The sequence below is a fragment of the Anaerorhabdus sp. genome (assembly GCF_036657415.1).
Lineage (GTDB): Bacteria > Bacillota_I > Bacilli_A > Erysipelotrichales > Erysipelotrichaceae > Anaerorhabdus.
The window spans coordinates 1-19,833 of record NZ_JAVXGL010000020.1; the positions used below are offsets into that span (position 1 = coordinate 1).

Below are 19,833 nucleotides of genomic sequence, written 5' to 3' on the forward strand. Positions count from 1 at the left end.
AATAGCCTATAAAAATCTAGTTTAAGTTAAGAAACTCACAAAGAAAGTAGAGATAAAATATGATATGATTAAAGCGATTTAGAAAGGTAGGAAATTATGAATACTGCCAAAAAATTTGATATTATCGTAGTTGGTGCTGGACATGCTGGTGTAGAAGCAGCACTTGTATCAGCGCGTTGTAATAAAAAAACTGCATTAGTTACACTAAGTATAGAGAATATCGCTAAGATGCCTTGTAATCCTTCAGTAGGAGGACCTGCGAAAGGAATCGTTGTTAGAGAAATAGATGCACTAGGTGGGCAAATGGGAATTACTGCTGATAAAACAGCACTTCAATTTAAAATGCTTAATACTACCAAGGGGCCAGGAGTACAATCACTACGTGTTCAATCTGATAAAATAGAATATTCAAAAATGATGCAGGAGATATGTCTCCAACAAGAAAATTTAACAGTGATTGAAGGACAAGTGAAATGCTGTAATTTTGATAAGAATAAGGTAACAGGAATCACGATGATGGATGACGAAATCATATCCAGTGAAATAGTTATTCTGACTACTGGAACATACATGTCAAGCCTAGTCATGGTATCAAGTACCGTAACTGAAAGTGGTCCAGATTCTGAACCAACCACACATAATTTATCGCAATCACTACGTGATGCGGGATTAGAAACGTTTCGTTTAAAAACAGGAACTCCACCGCGAGTTCTTACAAATACAATCGATTTTTCAAAAGCAGAGCTTCAACCAGGTACAGATGCATTCGTTGCCTTTAGTACAACAACAAAAGAAATATTACCTTTTAATGAACAAGTGGTTTGTTACTTAACCTATACTGCCCCTGAAACCCATCGCTTAATTCATGAAAACTTGAATAAGTCGAGTATGTACTCAGGTGTTGTTAAAGGAGTTGGACCTCGTTATTGTCCTTCAATCGAAGATAAATTAGTTCGTTTTTCCGATAAGGAAAGACATCAATTATTTTTAGAACCTGAATCACGTTCACTTGATACAACATATGTACAAGGATTCTCAACATCATTACCTTATGATATTCAAGAAAAAATGGTTCATTCTTTACCAGGACTAGAAAATGCAGTGATAGACAAATATGCATATGCAATTGAATATGATGCAGTAGACCCATTGCAACTAAAACCATCATTGGAGACAATGAAAATCGAAAACCTATTCACGGCTGGACAAATTAATGGAACATCAGGATATGAAGAAGCAGCTGGGCAAGGACTCATGGCAGGAATCAATGCTGTCTTAAAATTAGATAAAAAAGATCCACTAGTCTTGGGACGTGATGAAGCATATATCGGAGTCATGATTGATGATTTAGTAACCAAGGGAACAAAAGAACCATATCGTCTACTAACATCACGTGCTGAATTTAGATTGCTTTTACGTCATGATAATGCCGACCAAAGACTAATGAAAAAAGGGTATGAAATTGGTACCATTTCAGAAGAAAGATATACCGAGTTTTTAAGTAAAATGAGCCACATTCAAAAAGTAAAAGAACAATTATTGGATGTTCGATTCACCCCTAAAGATGAGATTAACAACTATTTAAATGAACTTGGATATGACCGATTAACAGAAGGAATTACAGGATACGATTTATTAAAACGTCCCAATGTTGAATGCCGAATTTTACTACAAGCTTTAGGCATTGAAGAAAGTGATGAAGTAGCCAAACAAGTTGAAATAGAAGTTAAATATGAAGGATATATAAACAAAGCTAAGAAAGAAGCAACACGTTTAAATCAAATGGAAAAGGTTTTCTTGCCAGAAGATATAAACTATTTGGAAATTGATAATCTTTCACTAGAAGGAAAACAAAAACTAGATAAAATTCGTCCTCGAACAATGGGACAAGCATCAAGAATATCTGGAGTTAATCCTGCAGATATTGCGGTACTCGCAATTACTTTAGAACAAAGAAGAAGGAAAAGAGGAACGGAAGAATGAAAATGAATGAAGTAATTAACAACGTAGAAATTTTTGGAATTGAAAGTGCTGTTAGAGGAAGTAAATATCCAATGGCAACAGATACAAATGCAGTAACTGGGGAAGTTACACCGACAACTTATAAACTTGCGACAAGTCGTGTAGGAGAAGGTCATGATAATTTTCTTAATGGAATAATTGTGCAATTCGATTTAACATTTACAAATAAAGTGTGGGTTGAATTGGAACGTTATCATTTCATTGATTTTATTAGCAGTCAATCTACAATGCATCGTATCTGCCGATTTGATATGGATAATGCATTCATCGAATATGTTGATCCACGTATGATTGAAATCATGAAGGAAAAGACAAAAGCATATAATGAATTACAAGAAGAAATTAAACGTCTTCAAGCTGAAGGTGCTGATGTTAAAGAACTTAATGAAAAAGCAAAGAAAATGTATTTAGAAGTTTTATATTCTAATCCAGCTGGCTTTAAAATAACTGCACGTATGACGACAAATTATCGTCAATTAAAGACCATCTATTTACAAAGAAGAACACATCGACTTCCTGAATGGCATGCATTCTGTGACTGGGTTGAAACATTACCATACAGTGAATTTATCTTACCGAAAAAAGATTAATCATATAAACTGTCTTATACCAAGACAGTTTTAATTTGATTGCATAAAATGATAAAATATAACAAATGAAGGTGATAAGATGAAAATTTTATACGGTACCCATAATAAAGCAAAACTAAACGCGATGCGTGAGTGTTTGGAAGAAATTTTAAACATTGAACTAGTTGGATTACAAGATTTGCATTTGCCCATACCAAATATTGAAGAGAGTGGATCTAATCCATTAGAAAATGCAATAATCAAGGCCAAGCAGTTTTATAATGAATTTAAAATGCCAGTGTTTTCTTGTGACTCAGGTTTATATTTTGAAGGAGTAGAAGATGACCTTCAACCAGGAACATATGTAAGAAGAGTAAATGGTAAAGAACTCAGTGATGAAGAAATGATAACGTACTACAGTAATCTTGCATCAAAGTATGAAAATGGATTAATAGCTAGATATCAAAATGCGATATGTTTAATCATGGATGATAATCATAGTTATACAAGTATGGATGATACATTGAGTGCTGGATCATTTCGTATTATTTCAAAACCACATGGTAAAAAAGTAGAAGGATTTCCATTAGATTCTATATCGGTTGATTTAAAAACAAATACGTATTTTTTTGATTTAAAGGATAAAACAATTGATAAATCATTAATCAATGAAGGATTTAGAAATTTCTTTATCAATGCTTTTAAAGAAAATGGGGAGAAAAATGATTAAGAAAATATTGAAACTAGTCATCTGTTTAGGACTACTAGCATCATGCACAAGTAAAAAAGAACCAGTATATATTCCATTACCCGAAGAAGTAAAGGCAATGTGGTTTTCTTATGTAGACTATGAAACATTTCTGAAAGATACTCCGAAAGATCAAATTAAAGAAGAGATTGAAAAGATCATTGAAAATTGTGAAAGTATAGGAGTCAATACTATTTTTGTCCATGCTGTTGCGTTTACAGATGCATTCTATGATTCAAACATATACCCAAAATCAAATAAAGTTAATCAAAAAGACATAGATTATCTGGAAATATTTATTGAAGAAGCCCATAAAAAAAATATGCACGTAGAAGCTTGGATAAATCCAATGCGTTCAGTTACAGTAGAAGAAGCGGCTTTATGGGAAGAGGACTTTATTCTAAAAAAATGGGTTAATGAAGCTAATGACAATATCTATAATTTTGAAGGTCGTTATTATTTAAATATTGCGACAGAAGAAAATCAAAAGTTAATAATAAGTGTTATTGAAGAGATAATAGAGAACTATGATGTTGATGGAATCCATATGGATGATTACTTCTATCCTGCAAAGATAGATGATGGTTTTGATGATAACCAGTTTGCAGGAAGTTCATTCAATTCAATAAGTGACTTTAGAAAATATCAGGTCAATGAACTTGTCGAAAAAATATATGATGTAGTTCATGAAAATGATCTCGTATTTGGAATTAGCCCTTCGGGTAATATAGAGTATTCAAGAGATGTGATTTATGGTGATACGGAAGCTTGGGTAAACAAAGGAATAGTTGACTATGTAGTACCACAAATTTACTGGGGATATACAAATAAAACAAAGCCATTTGAACCTACTTTACAAGAATGGCAATTACTGATGGGGAATACAGATACAAAACTAATCATAGGATTAGCAGCTTATAAAGTTGGAATAATGAGTAAAGATAGCGATAATGAGGAATGGATGAAGGATGATAAAATCCTTTCTAAACAAATAGAAACGAGTAAAACAGTCAAAAACTATAGTGGTTATGCACTTTTTTCATATCATTCTCTTTTTGGTGAAAATAATGAAAATAGCAAGAGAAATAAAGAAAATTTAAGTCAAAATGAATAAAACTATCAAGATAAAGTGAATTGGAAATAATTGGGAAATAATGATAGTGAATAGGGTGGAATTTTGATATAATAATGTAGCGGAGGAGCTCTATGAAATTAGAAGAATTTATCGAAAATTGTGAAAAACAAGGGCTTCATCTTAATGAGCATCAAATTAAGCAGTTTTGTGATTATGCGGCATTGCTTAAAGAATGGAATGAAAAGATGAATCTTACTGCAATTGTGGAATTTGAAGAAGTACTCGATAAACACTTCTATGATTCACTATTGCCGGCATTTACAAATCAAATACAAGGACATTTATGTGATGTGGGATCTGGCGCTGGATTTCCATCTATACCTTTAAAGATAGCGTATCCAGATTTAGCGATTACAATCCTAGAACCACTTGGAAAAAGAGTGAAATTTTTAGAAGAAGTAAAAAATCAACTACACCTTGCGAATGTCAACTGCATTAACGAACGTGCAGAAGATTATGCAAGTAAACATCGTGAATCATTTGATATTGTTACTGCAAGAGCGGTAGCAAATTTAAATATCTTATCGGAATTATGCATTCCCTTAGTTAAAAAAGATGGTTATTTTTTAGCGATGAAAGGCGCAAATGGAGTACAAGAAAGTGAAGATGCGAAACAAGCAATAAGTACACTTGGATGTGTTTTAGAGAGAACAGAGACAAGAACACTTAATGATGGATCAAGTCGAATCAATCTTGTTTACAAGAAAATAAAAGCTACTCCAGTGGGCTATCCACGAATGTTTGCGAAAATTAAAAAGAATCCGTTATAAAGGAGAATTTATGGAATTAGTAATTACAATTGATATTAATAAAATACAACCCAATCGTTACCAACCTAGATTAGAATTTGATCAAAAAGCATTAGAAGAACTAGCAGAATCTATTAGAGAAAATGGCTTAATACAACCAATCACAGTAAGAGAAAATGGTGATGGTTATGAAATAATAGCAGGTGAAAGAAGATTTCGTGCTTGCAAACTTGTAGGCTTCAAAGAAATACCATGCAATATCATGACTCCAACTGAAGAGCAAGCTGCTCAAATTGCATTAGTAGAAAATGTTCAACGTGAAAATTTAACAGCAATTGAAGAAGCAAGGGCTTACGTTCAAATCATGAGACAAGCATCATTAACACAAGAGCAGGTAGCGAAGAAAATTGGAAAAACGCAATCAACAGTTGCGAATAAAATCCGATTATTGAACTTACCAGATGAAATTAAAGAAGGGATTCTTCAAAGAAAAATAACAGAAAGACATGCGAGAGCATTGTTAAGTCTTGAAGGAGACAAACAAATTGAGGCATATCATACAATTGTTGATAAACAATTCAATGTGCGACAAGCAGAAGGGTTTATTGAAGAAATGAATAGTGATAAACCTAAAAAGAAGAAACAAAATACCAAAGGATTTACACGTAATATTCAAATAGGAATAAATAGCGTAAATCAATGTGTAACAATGATAAAGAAAACAGGAATTGATGTTAGCATGGAAGTTAATGAAACATCAGATGAAGTTTGTGTAGTACTCAAATTTCCTAAATAGCAAGGATGGTGTCTTATGGGGAAAATAATAGCGATTGCGAATCAAAAAGGTGGCGTTGGTAAAACAACAACAAGTATTAATTTATCAGCAGGTTTGGCATATCTTGGAAAGAAAGTTTTACTTGTGGATTTTGACCCTCAAGGGAATTCTTCACAAGGTATTGGTGCGAATAAACAAAAACATAAAGCAACAGTATATGATGTTTTAATGGGTGAAACACTTGCCAAAGATGCGATGGTTCAGTTAAAAGTTCCACCACTTTCAGTAATACCTGCCAACATTAATTTGGCTGGGGCTGATTTAGAAATGGCAGAATTTAAAGTGGGAAGAGAAAAAATGTTGAGAAATAAACTTGTAGACATCAAAGATGACTATGATTTTATCATTATTGATTGTCCGCCATCACTTGGTTTATTAAATACAAATGCTTTAACAGCAGCTGATTCAGTGATTATCCCAGTGCAATGTGAGTATTATGCACTTGAAGGGTTAACGCAATTATTGAGTACAATTCGACTAGTGCAACGTTTATTTAATCCAACATTAGCAATTGAAGGTGTACTACTAACAATGTTTGATGCTCGTACTAAACTATCTGTTGAAGTTCAACAAGAAGTACGTAAATACTTCAAAGAACGCGTTTATAAGAGTTTTATTCCTCGTAACATTAAATTATCAGAAGCACCTAGCCGTGAACAAACAATCTTTGAATATGAAGTCCGCTCAGAAGGTGCAAAAGCATATGCTTCTTTAGCTAAAGAAGTGATAAACATTGCAGCGAAGGAGGCTAAAGGATGAGTAAAGAAAAGAAGAAAGCGTTGGGTAGAGGATTAGGTGATATCACAAGTGGTATCGATAGTCCTGAAGATGCAAGAAGTCTTACTGCCTTATTTGGAAGTGAAGTCTTAACAGCAATTGAAGATATTCAACAAGGAAAAATCGATCCCGGTGTAAAAACAGCGGAAATTAAGATATCAGATATTCGCCCAAATCCATATCAACCACGTAAAGTGTTTGATGAAGTTGCACTAAAAGATTTGGCTGAATCTATTAAAGAACATGGAGTCTTTACACCAATTCTTATTCGTAAGAGTATGCAAGGATATGAAATCATTGCAGGTGAAAGAAGATGGCGTGCAAGTAAATTAGCAAATAAACAAACAATTCCAGCGATTGTGATGGATTTTACCGAAACACAAATGATGGAAATCTCCATTCTAGAAAATGTTCAACGTGAAGACTTGAATCCACTAGAAGAAGCAAGTGCTTATCAACATCTTGCGGAAAGATTAAATTATACACAAGAAGTATTGGCGCAACGTGTAGGAAAGTCTCGTGTCTACGTAGCGAATATTATGCGTTTGTTGAAACTGCCTGCACCTGTACAAAAAATGTTAACAGACAAAAAGTTAACAATGGGACATGTTCGTCCATTAGTAACAGTTGAAGATGAAGATCTAGCAGTTGAACTTGCGAATAAGATAGTGAAAGAAGGATTATCAGTCCGTAATGTTGAAGTTTTGGTAAAAGATATTACAGAGGGTAAAGAATCACACAAAACAAATGTAAAACCTTTAAAAGAAAAAGATCCAAACCTTGTTTATGTAGAAAATTTAATGGAATTAAAACTTCAAACTAGAGTAGCGGTTGATAAAGGTGAAATTAAAATAAAATATACAAGCACTGATGATTTAAATCGTATATTAGAATTATTGGGATGTATTGAGGAGTAAGTTGTAAAAGACTTACTTTTTTAATTGATATAGTAATTAGTAGTTGTCTAAAACGATATATCATACTGATTAGAAATACAGTATAAAGATTATATAAATATTGTACTAACTTTCATAAATATGTAAAAAATAATTACCTAGTGAGACAAATTACTTGTGGTAATTGTGTTATAATCCATATAAGAAACTTTTTAGTAATTATAACTAGATAGAGGTGAAAGATGAGTAAATATATATTAGTAGCAGAAACAGGTGCGGATTTACCAAAGGATATCGTTGATAAATATCAAATAAAAATAGTACCGATGCATGTTTCATTTGGAACAGAAACAAAAGATGATATGACATTTCCTGTAAGTGATGTGTTTGAATTTTATAAAAAAACTGGAACACTTCCAAAAACGAGTGGATCAACTCCATCAGATTTTGAAGTTGTTTTTGATGAAATTCATCATGAGTTTCCAGATAAACACATTTTACATTTAGCTTATTCAGCAATAACAACATGTTCATATCAAAGTGCAGTTATCGCAAGTGAAAACAAAGATTATATCACAAGCATTGATACAAAATGTGTATCAGCAGGACAAGCGTATTTAGTATTAACAGTAGCTGAGTGGCTAGAAAATAATCCAAATGCAAGTTTGGAAGAAGTAAAAACAAAAGTAAATGAACTTATTTCAAAAATTCACATGGGATTTATTCCGGGTGATTTAGTTTATTTAAAAGCTGGAGGAAGAGTAAGTAATGCAGCTTATCTAGGTGCAAAAATTCTTAATCTAAGTCCAGTAATTGAAATCATTGATGGAAAATTGGTTTCATCAAAAAATATCGTGGATCAATGCTTACAACAGGTCCTAAATTAATCAAGGATTTCGCAATAGAACATAAATTAGAAAAGAATAGACTTGTGTTTGTTTACTCAGGAGAACTGAATAGTGAATTAAAAGAGAAAGCAGAAAAAACTGCAAGTGAATGTGGTTTTCTAAATTGCATGTGGATTAGTGCGGGTTGTGTTGTATCAACACATAGTGGACCTGGAGCATTCGGGGTAATTGGTTTTACTGAATAGTTATTAAATTGAATCATTTAATGAAGAATTCTAATAAAAATTAGAATTCTTTTTGTTTTGTGAAAAATGAAAATAAGGCAGAATAACGCCCATATTATCACATAGTAGATACAAAAAATAGAAGAACTGTGGGATGAAAATGTTATGTAATAAAATGGTCAATTATTCCTTGAATTGTGCTAGTAAAAACGTTATAAAAGTACAGCACGACAAAAAAATTAGGAGGAAGTGATGGAAAATAGAGAAGTATATGAGAGTCTAGCATTATTGCTAGAAGAAGCAAAAAAAGGCAGTATAAAAGCGTTTGAAGAGATATATGAAAAAACAAAAACAAGACAATATTTTTTAGCTTTAAAATATGTTCATGATGAAAGTTTAGCCCAAGATGTTGTACAAGAAACATTTATAAAACTGTATCATTATTTGGACAAAATAGAAAATTCAATGAGCTTATTATCTTATTTAAAAAAAATTAATTATAGTGTATCCATGCGAGAATTAAAGAAACAAGGAACACAACCCAAACAATCAATTGATTCAATTTCAGAATCTGAATTCATACAGAAAGAATGGGACAAAGATGATAAAAATGAAAAAATTAAAAATGCACTGTCGAATATGACAGAAAGGAATCAAGAAATAATCAAATTAAAATATATTGATCGTTATAAAATTAAAGAAATTGCTAAGCTAAAAAAAGTTTCTGAAAAAACAATATCAAGAAGAATTCAAGACGCAAAAGAAGAATTCAAAAATATTTATTTAACGTTATAGAATTAATAATTCCAAGTTACTTTGGAATTATTTTTATTATTCACGTTATCATTAATCACGATATGAAAAGGCAAAGAATTATGCGCAAAATTAATTTTCAATTCCTTATCATTTTGACTTAAAACGGTATAAGAAATATTTGATTGATCCTCACTTACTATCTGTAGAGAAGCTGCATCAACTCCAGATAATTCATCAGTAATTCTAATCGTTGCAGTAACAGAATTATAATTTAAAATTTCGATTCTTGGTGCAGTATTATCAATGTTTTTAATATCGATTCTTTTATGAATAACGTTATTGTTTGAGTCAGTTATTTCGATAAGATATTCACCATTTTCTTTGATTGAAATATATGGATAACTATAAACAAAACTGGTGATGTTATTGCCAGATGTAGTAAATAATTGAATATCTTTAACTTCTTCTTTATTTAAATTTTCTATTATAAAAATCTTAGCACCACCAACAAAAGAATCTGTAGCAATAGGAGTAAAGAAAACATTGTTAGGTACAAGTGAAAGGAAAATAGTGATAGAAGAAACACTGACTAATGAATTGACGGATAGAATTGAATTCATTCTGAAAAGTACAGTCTCTTTAATCAATGTAGTGAATTTATTAAAACCTTCATGAACTGTGGCGATAAGGTTTTTGATTGGCTTTGCAACAAATGGAGGTAGAAAAATAAATGAAGAATTTTTATATCGTGATATATATAATTTTAGCTTTGAAAGAGAAGTGGATAAGCGACGATTAATTGTTCGTTGCGATAGATTCAAAGCCTCAGAAATATCTTTAATTCGCATATCTTCGAAGTATTTCATTTCGACGATTTCTCTATCTTCTGTAGATAGGTTGTCAAGAGCATATTCAATTAAGTTACCTACTTCATCTTGACTATTCAATTCTGAATTGTCAGTAATGAAGTCAGCAAGTTCAGAAATATCATTATGTAAATAAGATATTTTAGAATCGTATTTTAACCTATCAATGCATTTATTACGGGTAATTCTATTTAAATAAGAAACTAAAGCTTTTGGATCTTTTATTCTATAAATCGATTCACAGAGTGTTAAGTAAGAGTCTTGCACAACATCTTCAGCTAGTGAATTATTTTTTAAAAGATGAGTAGCCAGTGCGATTTGATGGGAATAGGTTGCTTGATAAATCTGTTCAAATGCAAACGAATCACCACGTTTAAAATTTTCTAATAACTGACTAAGTTCTACATAATCTAATTTATGCATGATGGGTACCTCCGGGTAAATGCTTACTACGTTTACAAACTATAATCAAAAAAAGTCGAAAAATCAAGCAGCAATAATTACAAAAAAAAGAACAAGTTATCAAATGATACTAAAAACTATTTAAGGTCTTATAAATATTTATAGGTAAATAAATATTGAAAAATGACCGATTATTGAAATAATAAAGTCTTTACTAAGTAAGCAGTAGCTAATTATTCATAACATGGATAAAGCCAGCAACTCAATTTATAGAAAGTTAATAAAAAATGGCGCATTTTTATGAAATAAAAAGACATATATATTGAGAGGCATAGTATCAAAAATGAAGGTGAGAAGAAAATGAAAACAAAAATAGGAAAATTAATCAATTTAACAATTTCACTGTTTATGCTTATAGCCCTAGTAGGAACTCAAATTCCGCTTATACAAGCTTATGCAGAAGAAAGTATTGGAATAATTGTAAGCACTGAAATCAATGAAGATTTGACAAGTGCAGCGATAGTCGTCAACACGGAATCAAACGATGAAACTGAAATTGAATCAATTACGCTTGTTGAAAAGAGCGAAGTAATTGAAGGAAATGAGGCGATTTTTAATGTGGAGGAGAATGGCTTCTATACAATTGAAGTTTCATACTCAACAAAAGATGAAGCAGGAGAAAAAATCTATTCATTAAAAACTCAAAGTGTCGAAATCAATGAACTAATGAGTGAAACTGGTGAAGAAGTCGAAACTCAAGATGTTCAACCGATAGCTATGAATGATTTTCAAATATGGAGAAACACGGGGAGCGAATTAGAGAATACTGGTCTAGCATTTTCGCAACTACAAGAAGCGATTGATAATGCAAATGAAAATGATGTTATTCGTACAAATGTTTCTGTTTATCAAATAGATGAAACAAATAAAATTGATATTACAAAATCAATAACTATTGAAACAGATCCGGATTTTTTAATTGCGAATGGACAACCAACAATTCTTATTCGTGCAGAAAACAATACGCAATTGATAAAAGTTACAGGTCAAAATGTGACGTTAACGATTAATAATTTAATTGTCGATGGAAATAAAGCAACATTTCCAAACAATGCAATGAATTTAATCTATATGTATGGATCAAATCTAAATTTAAGAGGCATAACTGAAATAAGAAATAACATCAACAAAAATGCAACAGGTAGTGCTGCTGAAACAAGTACGATTTCGTATGCTGGGCCAGTAGGACATGGGACTGCATCTAATTTAATTACTGATGATGTAAAAATTCATAGTAATGAAGATCAACACAATATCCTATATGTTTCAATAGCGAGAATTGAGATATCAGGGAATGCAGAAATTTCTAACAATATTATTTATGAAGATATTTCTTATTCAGGAATTATTCATTCTAATGATAGTGAAATATTACTTAAAAATACTGCTAAAATTATTGATAATGAAACACCTAAAGTAATAAATTTACAAACAATAGGATTTAACTATACAGGCAAACTTGAATCACGCTTAACACTCCTTGATCAAGTGAAGATGGAAAATAACAGTAATACTTCAGGAGTTTCGATCAAGGTTAATGATAAGTCACATGTAGAACTATTATCAGAAGATGCAGTTGTTGAAAATGCGATATATTTAGCATCTGCAACATCGAATATCTATGTAGGAGAAATTGGCAGTCAAATCTACCAAGTGGAAGTAGCTCCAGCACTTTTCTCAAATGGGAAAGTAATAGTTCAACCACATTCAAGCATTGAAAATGCTTCAATTTATGTAAATAATTTTGAAGGAATAAATGTAAGAGAACGTGGTTATATGATAAGCAAAGCATCTCCAAACATTGTTTTAAAACAAATTGTTTCAACGCCAAATCATCGAATTATACAATTCCTTCATAACGGTGGAGGCTTTAGTGATAATAACAGTGCATTTGAAGCTATCGGTGGAAGAGTAGAACCTTTTTCAAGTAATGCGGTTATTATCGTACCACAAGGAGCGACAGGCTTGATTTTTCCAAAAGTGAATAATTATGGAAGGAATATATTTGATTACTGGGCACTTAAAAATGACGATGGTACGGAAACACCAATAACACCAGAAGAATTATCAAATCTTATTATGGATGTGAATATGACCTTTGTCGCTCGCTATCGTGTTGATAACTCAATCTATTTGACAACTACTTCAACAAATGGAACAATCACAGAGTGGATGTTGAAGGGAGATGCAAATCGAGATGGTATTGTTAACAAAGAAGATTCGGATTTAATTCTCCGAGCTGATGTGGGTTTAGAAAATATTGTAGATCCATTTGCTGTAGAATCAGCAGATGTAAATAATGATGGAACTATTGATACACATGATACTGTTACTATAAATCAAATTATGAATGGTAATTTAGCAATACCTAATCAGTTTATTAACTTTAGAACTATTAATACACCAAATGCAAATCATGAAGTAACATCAATTACAGTAAATGGAACAAGTTTAGCTATTCCGGCAAAAGGAGGAAGAGCAACAACCGGTGTATATACAGTAGAAGTAGACATAAATGGAGTGACAACAGTAACAGGGCTAGCACAAGATTACACAAATAACATTGTTTTCATGAATGATGTCATCAAACCAGTTGTAACACCAAGTGCACCACCAGCATCAAATACTCCACCAACAACTGAGGCTGGCAGAACATGTCAAGATGATGGATATGCAAATGACTATTACTGGAATGGAACAGCATGCGTTACAGATAGGATGGAAACACCAATTGTAAATAACGCAAATCAAGTAAAACCAAACCAGCCAAATCAACCAATAGAAGAATCAAAGATTGAAGATGAAAAAGTAATGACACCGGTTATTGATACAGTTACTGAAACACCAGAAGCGAAATTACCAGAAATTGAAATAGAAAACGAAAATATGACACCACAAGTAGCAATACCAGTAGATTTAGGTGGATGGCCACTTGTAAATGTTCTAATGACAGGTGTAATCGTATTACTAGCTCTTATTTCTTTTGTTTCAAAAAAGAAAAAAGAAGAATTATCAGTATTTGAAGGTGTAGAAGTGATAAGTATGTACAAAAGAAGTAGCGTTTACTCAATTTTGATTTCAATTGTATCAATTGGATTACTAATCTTCTTATTTGTAACAAGCAACTTTTCATTAAATATGATTTTAGTTAATGAATGGACACCAATATTTATTGCAGTCATAATTCTCGCAACAATATTATTCTTATTTAGCTTAAGATGGAAAGAAGTTTCAGAATAAAATGATGGACTAGAAAATGTGAATAGACTATTCACATTTTTTTGTTATGAAAATTAGATTTTACAAAGTCTTAATCAAATATAACATCGATTTAACTAATAACAAAAAAAGAATTGCTAGAATTAAAGCGAACAAGGAGGTTCCTATGAATCGTAAAGAGAGAACAGAAGTATTAATTCAAATGAACACGAATCTACTTCGAGCATTAGCTAAAAAAATCATGGAACAACATGAAGTAAAAGAAATTGAATCGCCATCACATAGTCTTGTAATGATTAAGAAAAGAGAAGGCTCAAGAAATAGTTTATTTTACTTAAGTGAAGTTGTTGTTAGTGAATGTCGTGTCATGATTGATGGCAATATTGGTTTTGGAATACTTCAAGGATTTGATCTAAAGAAGTCAAAATATCTTGCAATTATCGATGCTGCATTTAATGTAAATAGTGGATTAATTTATAAATTGGAAAAAACAATTCAAGTTGAAAAAGAGAAACAAGAAACTAAAAAAAGAAATGAAATGCAAGCAATTTTAAAAACAAAAGTATCGTTTGATACGATGCAAGTGGAGTAAATATATGACAAAATTTCATACAGTGTTTGACACTCAAAAACTATTTAGAAATTTATTAGAAAGCATGTCTTATGTGGGTACAGTAAAGAATGTTTATCATATTTGTTCAGGTTGCGATTATGATTTAGATCTATTCAAATGCACACAAGCCTTAGCTATTATGTACTTAGATGCAGATACAAGTTTCCATGTTTATGAAAATAAAAATATAGAAGATAAAATTGCGATGATTACATATTGTAGAAAACAAAACTGTGAAAATGCAACAACCATTTTTGTACCTTTCAACAAACAAAGTGAGCTAGCAAAAGTCATAAAAAATGCCAAAGAAGGATCACTAATTAATCCACATGAAGGCGCAACAATTATTGTTGAATGCAATAGTTGTACAAGCGGAAAGTTATACAAAGCAAAAGGCCCAGGAATTGAAACTGAGGCAACATTTAAATTAAATATTGATTGCGATTGGTTAGAAGCACGAAAAGAAAAAAATGTTGAATTTCCGCTGGGCGTTGATTTAATTTTCGTTGATGGAAATAGTAATTTACTAGCGATACCAAGAACAACGCAAATAGAAAGAGGTTAGTTAACATGGCATATGTAGCGGTACGCGGTGGACAAAAAGCAATCAACGAAAGTATCAAGCAATTACAAGTTAAACGATTGCGTTGTAAATCGTCAATAGACACAAAATTACTTGAGGGATCAATGCGATTATTAATTGATCAAGTAATATCAGAGGCATCATTATATTCAAGAGAACTTGCAGCAATAGCACTTAAACAAGCAGAAGGATCAGTAGAAGAAGCAGTATTTTTACTTCGTGCCTATCGTTCGACATTACCTAGGAAATATTATTCAAGAACTGCGGAAAGTTCTTCAATGATAGTAGAAAGAAGAATATCATCCGCATTTAAAGATATTCCAGGCGGACAAATTCTAGGTGCGTCATTTGACTATACACATCGTCTAATTGATTTTGAATTAAAGAATGAAAATGATGAAGATGCAAAAAAGTTTATGCGTAAGATAGAAAGCAAACTTAGAAAAGAAGAAGGCGAAATTGTACAACTTCCAAAAGTCATTGATTATCTAAAAAAAGAAGGACTTATTCAAACAATAGAAGAAGACAACGAAGAACCACGGGATGCTACAAAAGAAACATTAAAGTTTCCTGCAAGTCGTTCCGAAAGATTACAAATACTACAACGTGGTATGAGCCAAGCAATTATAGGACTGGGATATGCCTCCCTCCGTGGCTATGGAGCTGTGCACCCAACGATTGGAGAACTACGCTATGGAAAGTTACCAATTACTATTGAAAATCCGAACAATCCAGAAGATGAAGAAGATTCATATTCAATTGGTTATGTTGAAGTAACAGAAGTAGAAAGTTTAGTGCCTGTCACAAAATTATTACGTGATGGAACACATGAGATTAATTTTGACATTGGTTATGGCATAACACTTGGACAAAATGAAACGAAAACAATTGCAATGAGTATTCTTGACCAATGTTTAGAGAGAAAAGATGAAAACTTTGCGACAAGTGATGAAGAATTTGTTTTATACCATGTGGATAGTATTGAAGCCACAGGATTTATCTCACATTTAAAACTTCCTCATTATGTAACATTCCAAGCTAAGTTAAACAGTGCAAGAAAAGTGAAGGGTAAAGACGATGAAGAAGAAATTTAATTTTGCCTTTTTTGATGAAGGAAGTAAAAGAGAAATAAGACGTGCAATCTTAAAAGGGGTGGCAATACCTGGATACCAAGTTCCATTTGCATCTCGTGAAATGCCTGTCGCTAGAGGATGGGGAACGGGAGGAATTCAATGTACACTTTCATGCATTGGACCAAAAGATATTGTAAAAGTTATTGACCAAGGAAGTGATGAAAGTGTGAATGCAATTAGTATCAAAAAACTTATTCAAGAAACAACGGATGTCGAAGTAACTGACGATACAACAAAGGCAACACTAATTCAATCACGCCACCGTATACCAGAAGAAAAAACAGGTAAAAATAAACTTATTATTCTACAAGTACCAACACCAGAACCATTAAGAGATTACGAACCAAGTGAAACAAAAACAAAAATCTTACATGGTGAAAAAGAATATACAGGAGCACGATTACTTCTATTTGAACAAATTATGAAATATGGAACAATGGCTACCGGCGCTGATCATCCAGTTGAAGTAAACAGTCGCTATGTTATGGCACCAAGTCCAATTCCTAAGTTTGATAATCATAAATTAAACTATTCTGAATCAATTATTCTATTAGGTGCAGGAAGAGAAAAAAAGATTTATGTAGTTCCACCTTACACTAAAGTAGTATCTCTAGATTTTGAAGATGTACCATTTGAAATAGAAGATTTTAAAGATAAAAAATGTAGTTTATGTGGATCAACACATGTATATCTTGATGAAGTAATTAATCCAGTTACTAACGAAGTAACCTATCAATGCAACGATACAAGCTATTGTCTTAAGAAAAGAAATGGGGTAATCGCATGAATGAAAGTCCAATTCTAAAAGTAAGTCATTTCTATAAACAGTTTGGACCAGGTTGTGATACTTGTCGAAATAATCCAGATAGTTTAGAAGGCAACTACTGTCCAAAATGTAAGACAGTTTACGCATGTAACGATATTAATCTAGAACTCTATGAAGGTGAAATTCTTGGAGTTGTTGGAGAATCAGGATCAGGGAAATCAACACTTGTACAATGTCTTTATTTTGATAAAGAACCAAGTCATGGAGAATATACAATCGTACAACATAAAGATGGGAATAAAAATATTTTTGAAGAAACAGATCAACAAAAAAGAATGATTAGAAACACAGTATTAGGTATGGTTTATCAAAACCCATACTTAGGTTTGAAAATGAATTTCTCAGCTATTTCAAATATTGCAGAAAAATTAATTGCGGCAAATCATTTGAATGTAGAAAAGATGACAACTATTGGAACAAACTTATTAGAAAAAGTAAACATTCCAGAATATCGTATGAAGGACTGTCCAAAAAACTTCTCTGGTGGAATGCAACAACGTGTCCAAATTGCTAAAGCATTGTCCAATAACCCACCAATATTGTTATTAGATGAAGTAACAACAGGATTAGATTTATCGGTCCAAGCAAATGTATTAGATTTGATAAAACAAATTCAAAGAGAAAGCAAAGTATCAATGATTGTTGTATCCCATGATTTAGGGGTAATAAAAATGTTAGCTGATCGTACCATTGTGATGTTAAATGGAAGAATCGTAGAAGAAGGTCTTACAGATCAAATTATGGAAGATCCTCAACATCCTTACACGCAACAACTTGTATATTCATTACTATAGGAGAAAGTATGAAATTAATAAAAAATGTAGATATTGTTACAAGAGATGAAGTACTTCATGATCATGAAATATATATTGAAGATGGAATCATAAAAGAAATTGCAAAGAAAATAAATAAACCGGATGCAGAAGTAGTCGATGGTCAAGGAGGAATATTAATGCCTGGATTTATCGATGTTCATTCGGATTATATTGAGCAGCTTGCAGCACCACGAGTTACAAGTGTAATGGATTTTAATTTAGCTCTATATGAATTTGAACGTGAACTTGTAACACATGGAATAACAACAATGTATCACTCAATATCGTTTCTTAAAGATACAGGAAAGAAAGCACTTCGCCAACCAAAGAATGTACGTAAGATGATTGAATTAATTGATCAAAGTCATAAACAATTGCATTTAGTTCATCACCGCTTTCATTTACGATTAGAACTAGATAACATGGATGTTGTTGATGATGTTGTAGAATACATTCAAAAAGGACAAGTACACTTACTATCGTTCATGGATCATACTCCTGGACAAGGACAATATCGCGATTTAGAAATATATAAAAAATCTTATCTTAATGATGAAGGAATGAGTGAAGAACAAGTACAAGCACAAATCCGAAATTTAATGAATAAGGAAAAACTCACACTCGATAAAATTCAAGCAATCGCAAATTACGCAAAAGAAAAAAATATTCCCATTGCATCACATGACGATGATTCAATAGAAAAGTTAGAAATAATTAAAAGTTTTAACGCAACAATATCAGAATTTCCTATCACAATGGAAGTGTTAAAAGAAGCACATGAGCAAGGATTTATGACTGTAGTTGGCGCACCTAATATTCTATTAGGTGGTTCTCATGCAGGAAATTTAAGTGCCAAAGAAGCAATTGAAAGTGGATGTGCTGATATATTATGTTCGGATTACTACCCAGCATCTTTACTACACGCTATTTATAGAATGGCAGATAGCGGACAAGAATTACATGAAATGGTTAAGAAAGTTACTTATAATCCAGCACAAGCTGTAGGAATAGAAGCAGAAGTTGGATCAATTGAAGTTGGTAAAAAAGCAGACATGTTAATTGTAATGCGATTGCCAGATAAATTCCCAGCGATTACTCATGTATTCGTAGAGGGAGTACAAGTATCAAATATGAATTATAGGGTGTAAATATGATTACAAAAGAGCCGACAATTAAAGACAATTCTGTAATTATTCAAAGTAATTTAGAAGACTATACAGAAGTAGGAATTTGGAATCGTTTTGAAAATGTTACATTAGGTAGATATTCATATACGGGAGAATTTTGTATACTACAAAATGTTGTAGTAAAGAATTTCTCTAATATTGCAGCAATGGTAAGAATTGGTGCAACAGATCATCCAATTGAAAGACCAACATTACATCATTTTACATATCGAAGAAAAATGTTTGGTTTAGCAGATGAAGATGATGTAGATTTCTTCAATCAAAGAACAAGTCGAGTAACTGTAATTGGTCATGATACTTGGATTGGTCATGGCGCTATTATTAAACCAGGTATTACATTAGGAGATGGCTGTGTCGTTGGTAGTGGAGCAGTTGTCACAAAAGATGTTGAACCCTATGCAATTGTTGTAGGCAATCCAGCAAAAGTTCTGAAATATCGGTTTCTACCAAAACAAATCGAAAGTTTAGAAAAAATTAAGTGGTGGGATTGGCCAAGTGAATTGATTCAAGAACGTTGGGAAGATTTTCTTCTTCCAATCGATGATTTCATAAAGAAATATGAGGGATAAA

The 19,833-nt window shown here is 32.1% G+C and carries 20 protein-coding genes; 19 read left to right on the top strand and 1 reads right to left on the bottom strand.

Translation table 11 applies throughout. The annotated features are described in order from the left end of the window. The first annotated feature begins 96 nt into the window (after nt 1–96). From mnmG to RSB60_RS04500, 11 genes are all read left to right on the top strand, one after another. Nucleotides 97–1,983: a tRNA uridine-5-carboxymethylaminomethyl(34) synthesis enzyme MnmG gene (mnmG, locus tag RSB60_RS04450; RefSeq protein ID WP_323381736.1), complete on the top strand. Its 1,887-nt coding sequence runs from the start codon at nt 97–99 to the stop codon at nt 1,981–1,983. Then, entirely contained in the window at nt 1,980–2,612 is a 633-nt protein-coding gene (locus RSB60_RS04455) for a hypothetical protein (RefSeq protein ID WP_323381735.1), read from the top strand. Before mnmG ends, RSB60_RS04455 begins: the two co-directional genes overlap by 4 nt. Before the next feature lie 79 nt (nt 2,613–2,691). Further along, nucleotides 2,692–3,321: a non-canonical purine NTP pyrophosphatase gene (locus tag RSB60_RS04460; RefSeq protein WP_332614780.1), complete on the top strand. Its 630-nt coding sequence runs from the start codon at nt 2,692–2,694 to the stop codon at nt 3,319–3,321. Beyond that, nucleotides 3,314–4,453 (top strand): glycoside hydrolase family 10 protein, encoded by a 1,140-nt coding sequence (locus RSB60_RS04465; RefSeq protein ID WP_323381733.1) that lies wholly within the window; start codon nt 3,314–3,316, stop codon nt 4,451–4,453. The genes RSB60_RS04460 and RSB60_RS04465 overlap by 8 nt, the downstream gene beginning before the upstream one ends. A 92-nt stretch (nt 4,454–4,545) precedes the next feature. Continuing rightward, complete coding sequence (gene rsmG / locus RSB60_RS04470) at nt 4,546–5,244, top strand: 16S rRNA (guanine(527)-N(7))-methyltransferase RsmG (RefSeq protein WP_332614782.1); 699 nt, start codon at nt 4,546–4,548, stop codon at nt 5,242–5,244. A gap of 10 nt (nt 5,245–5,254) precedes the next feature. Then, entirely contained in the window at nt 5,255–6,019 is a 765-nt protein-coding gene (noc, locus tag RSB60_RS04475; RefSeq protein ID WP_332476057.1) for a nucleoid occlusion protein, read from the top strand. Between the two features lie 15 nt (nt 6,020–6,034). Next, a complete protein-coding gene (locus RSB60_RS04480; protein WP_323381730.1) occupies nt 6,035–6,817 on the top strand; it encodes a ParA family protein in 783 nt (260 codons plus the stop codon). Continuing rightward, a complete protein-coding gene (locus RSB60_RS04485) occupies nt 6,814–7,752 on the top strand; it encodes a ParB/RepB/Spo0J family partition protein (RefSeq protein ID WP_323381729.1) in 939 nt (312 codons plus the stop codon). Before RSB60_RS04480 ends, RSB60_RS04485 begins: the two co-directional genes overlap by 4 nt. A gap of 221 nt (nt 7,753–7,973) precedes the next feature. Beyond that, a complete protein-coding gene (locus RSB60_RS04490; RefSeq protein WP_332614785.1) occupies nt 7,974–8,618 on the top strand; it encodes a DegV family protein in 645 nt (214 codons plus the stop codon). Further along, nucleotides 8,594–8,824, top strand: coding sequence for a hypothetical protein (locus RSB60_RS04495; protein ID WP_332614787.1), 231 nt, complete (start codon nt 8,594–8,596; stop codon nt 8,822–8,824). The genes RSB60_RS04490 and RSB60_RS04495 overlap by 25 nt, the downstream gene beginning before the upstream one ends. A gap of 231 nt (nt 8,825–9,055) precedes the next feature. Then, complete coding sequence (locus RSB60_RS04500; protein ID WP_332476059.1) at nt 9,056–9,598, top strand: RNA polymerase sigma factor; 543 nt, start codon at nt 9,056–9,058, stop codon at nt 9,596–9,598. A 2-nt stretch (nt 9,599–9,600) separates the two neighbouring features. Here RSB60_RS04500 and RSB60_RS04505 read toward each other — a convergent pair whose 3' ends face one another. Then, entirely contained in the window at nt 9,601–10,848 is a 1,248-nt protein-coding gene (locus RSB60_RS04505) for an RNA polymerase sigma factor (protein ID WP_332614789.1), read from the bottom strand. Between the two features lie 339 nt (nt 10,849–11,187). On the opposite strand from RSB60_RS04505, the gene RSB60_RS04510 reads away from it, so the two are divergent. The 8 genes from RSB60_RS04510 (at nt 11,188) to RSB60_RS04545 (ending at nt 19,832) form a co-directional block, all read left to right on the top strand. Continuing rightward, on the top strand, nt 11,188–14,127 hold the full coding sequence (locus tag RSB60_RS04510) for a hypothetical protein (protein ID WP_332614791.1): 2,940 nt from the start codon (nt 11,188–11,190) through the stop codon (nt 14,125–14,127). Nucleotides 14,128–14,272: 145 nt separating this feature from the next. After that, the gene (phnG, locus tag RSB60_RS04515; RefSeq protein WP_332614793.1) at nt 14,273–14,698 is read left to right on the top strand and encodes a phosphonate C-P lyase system protein PhnG; all 426 of its coding nucleotides are present in this window, start codon (nt 14,273–14,275) and stop codon (nt 14,696–14,698) included. Nucleotides 14,699–14,702: 4 nt separating this feature from the next. Further along, complete coding sequence (phnH, locus tag RSB60_RS04520) at nt 14,703–15,284, top strand: phosphonate C-P lyase system protein PhnH (RefSeq protein WP_323381723.1); 582 nt, start codon at nt 14,703–14,705, stop codon at nt 15,282–15,284. Nucleotides 15,285–15,289: 5 nt separating this feature from the next. Continuing rightward, nucleotides 15,290–16,396, top strand: coding sequence for a carbon-phosphorus lyase complex subunit PhnI (locus tag RSB60_RS04525; RefSeq protein ID WP_323381722.1), 1,107 nt, complete (start codon nt 15,290–15,292; stop codon nt 16,394–16,396). After that, nucleotides 16,380–17,222: an alpha-D-ribose 1-methylphosphonate 5-phosphate C-P-lyase PhnJ gene (locus RSB60_RS04530; protein WP_323381721.1), complete on the top strand. Its 843-nt coding sequence runs from the start codon at nt 16,380–16,382 to the stop codon at nt 17,220–17,222. Before RSB60_RS04525 ends, RSB60_RS04530 begins: the two co-directional genes overlap by 17 nt. After that, on the top strand, nt 17,219–18,055 hold the full coding sequence (locus RSB60_RS04535; protein WP_323381720.1) for an ATP-binding cassette domain-containing protein: 837 nt from the start codon (nt 17,219–17,221) through the stop codon (nt 18,053–18,055). Before RSB60_RS04530 ends, RSB60_RS04535 begins: the two co-directional genes overlap by 4 nt. An 8-nt stretch (nt 18,056–18,063) precedes the next feature. After that, complete coding sequence (phnM, locus tag RSB60_RS04540) at nt 18,064–19,224, top strand: phosphonate metabolism protein PhnM (RefSeq protein WP_323381719.1); 1,161 nt, start codon at nt 18,064–18,066, stop codon at nt 19,222–19,224. 2 nt (nt 19,225–19,226) lie between these two features. Next, complete coding sequence (locus RSB60_RS04545; protein ID WP_323381718.1) at nt 19,227–19,832, top strand: DapH/DapD/GlmU-related protein; 606 nt, start codon at nt 19,227–19,229, stop codon at nt 19,830–19,832. Nucleotide 19,833 lies beyond the last annotated feature (1 nt).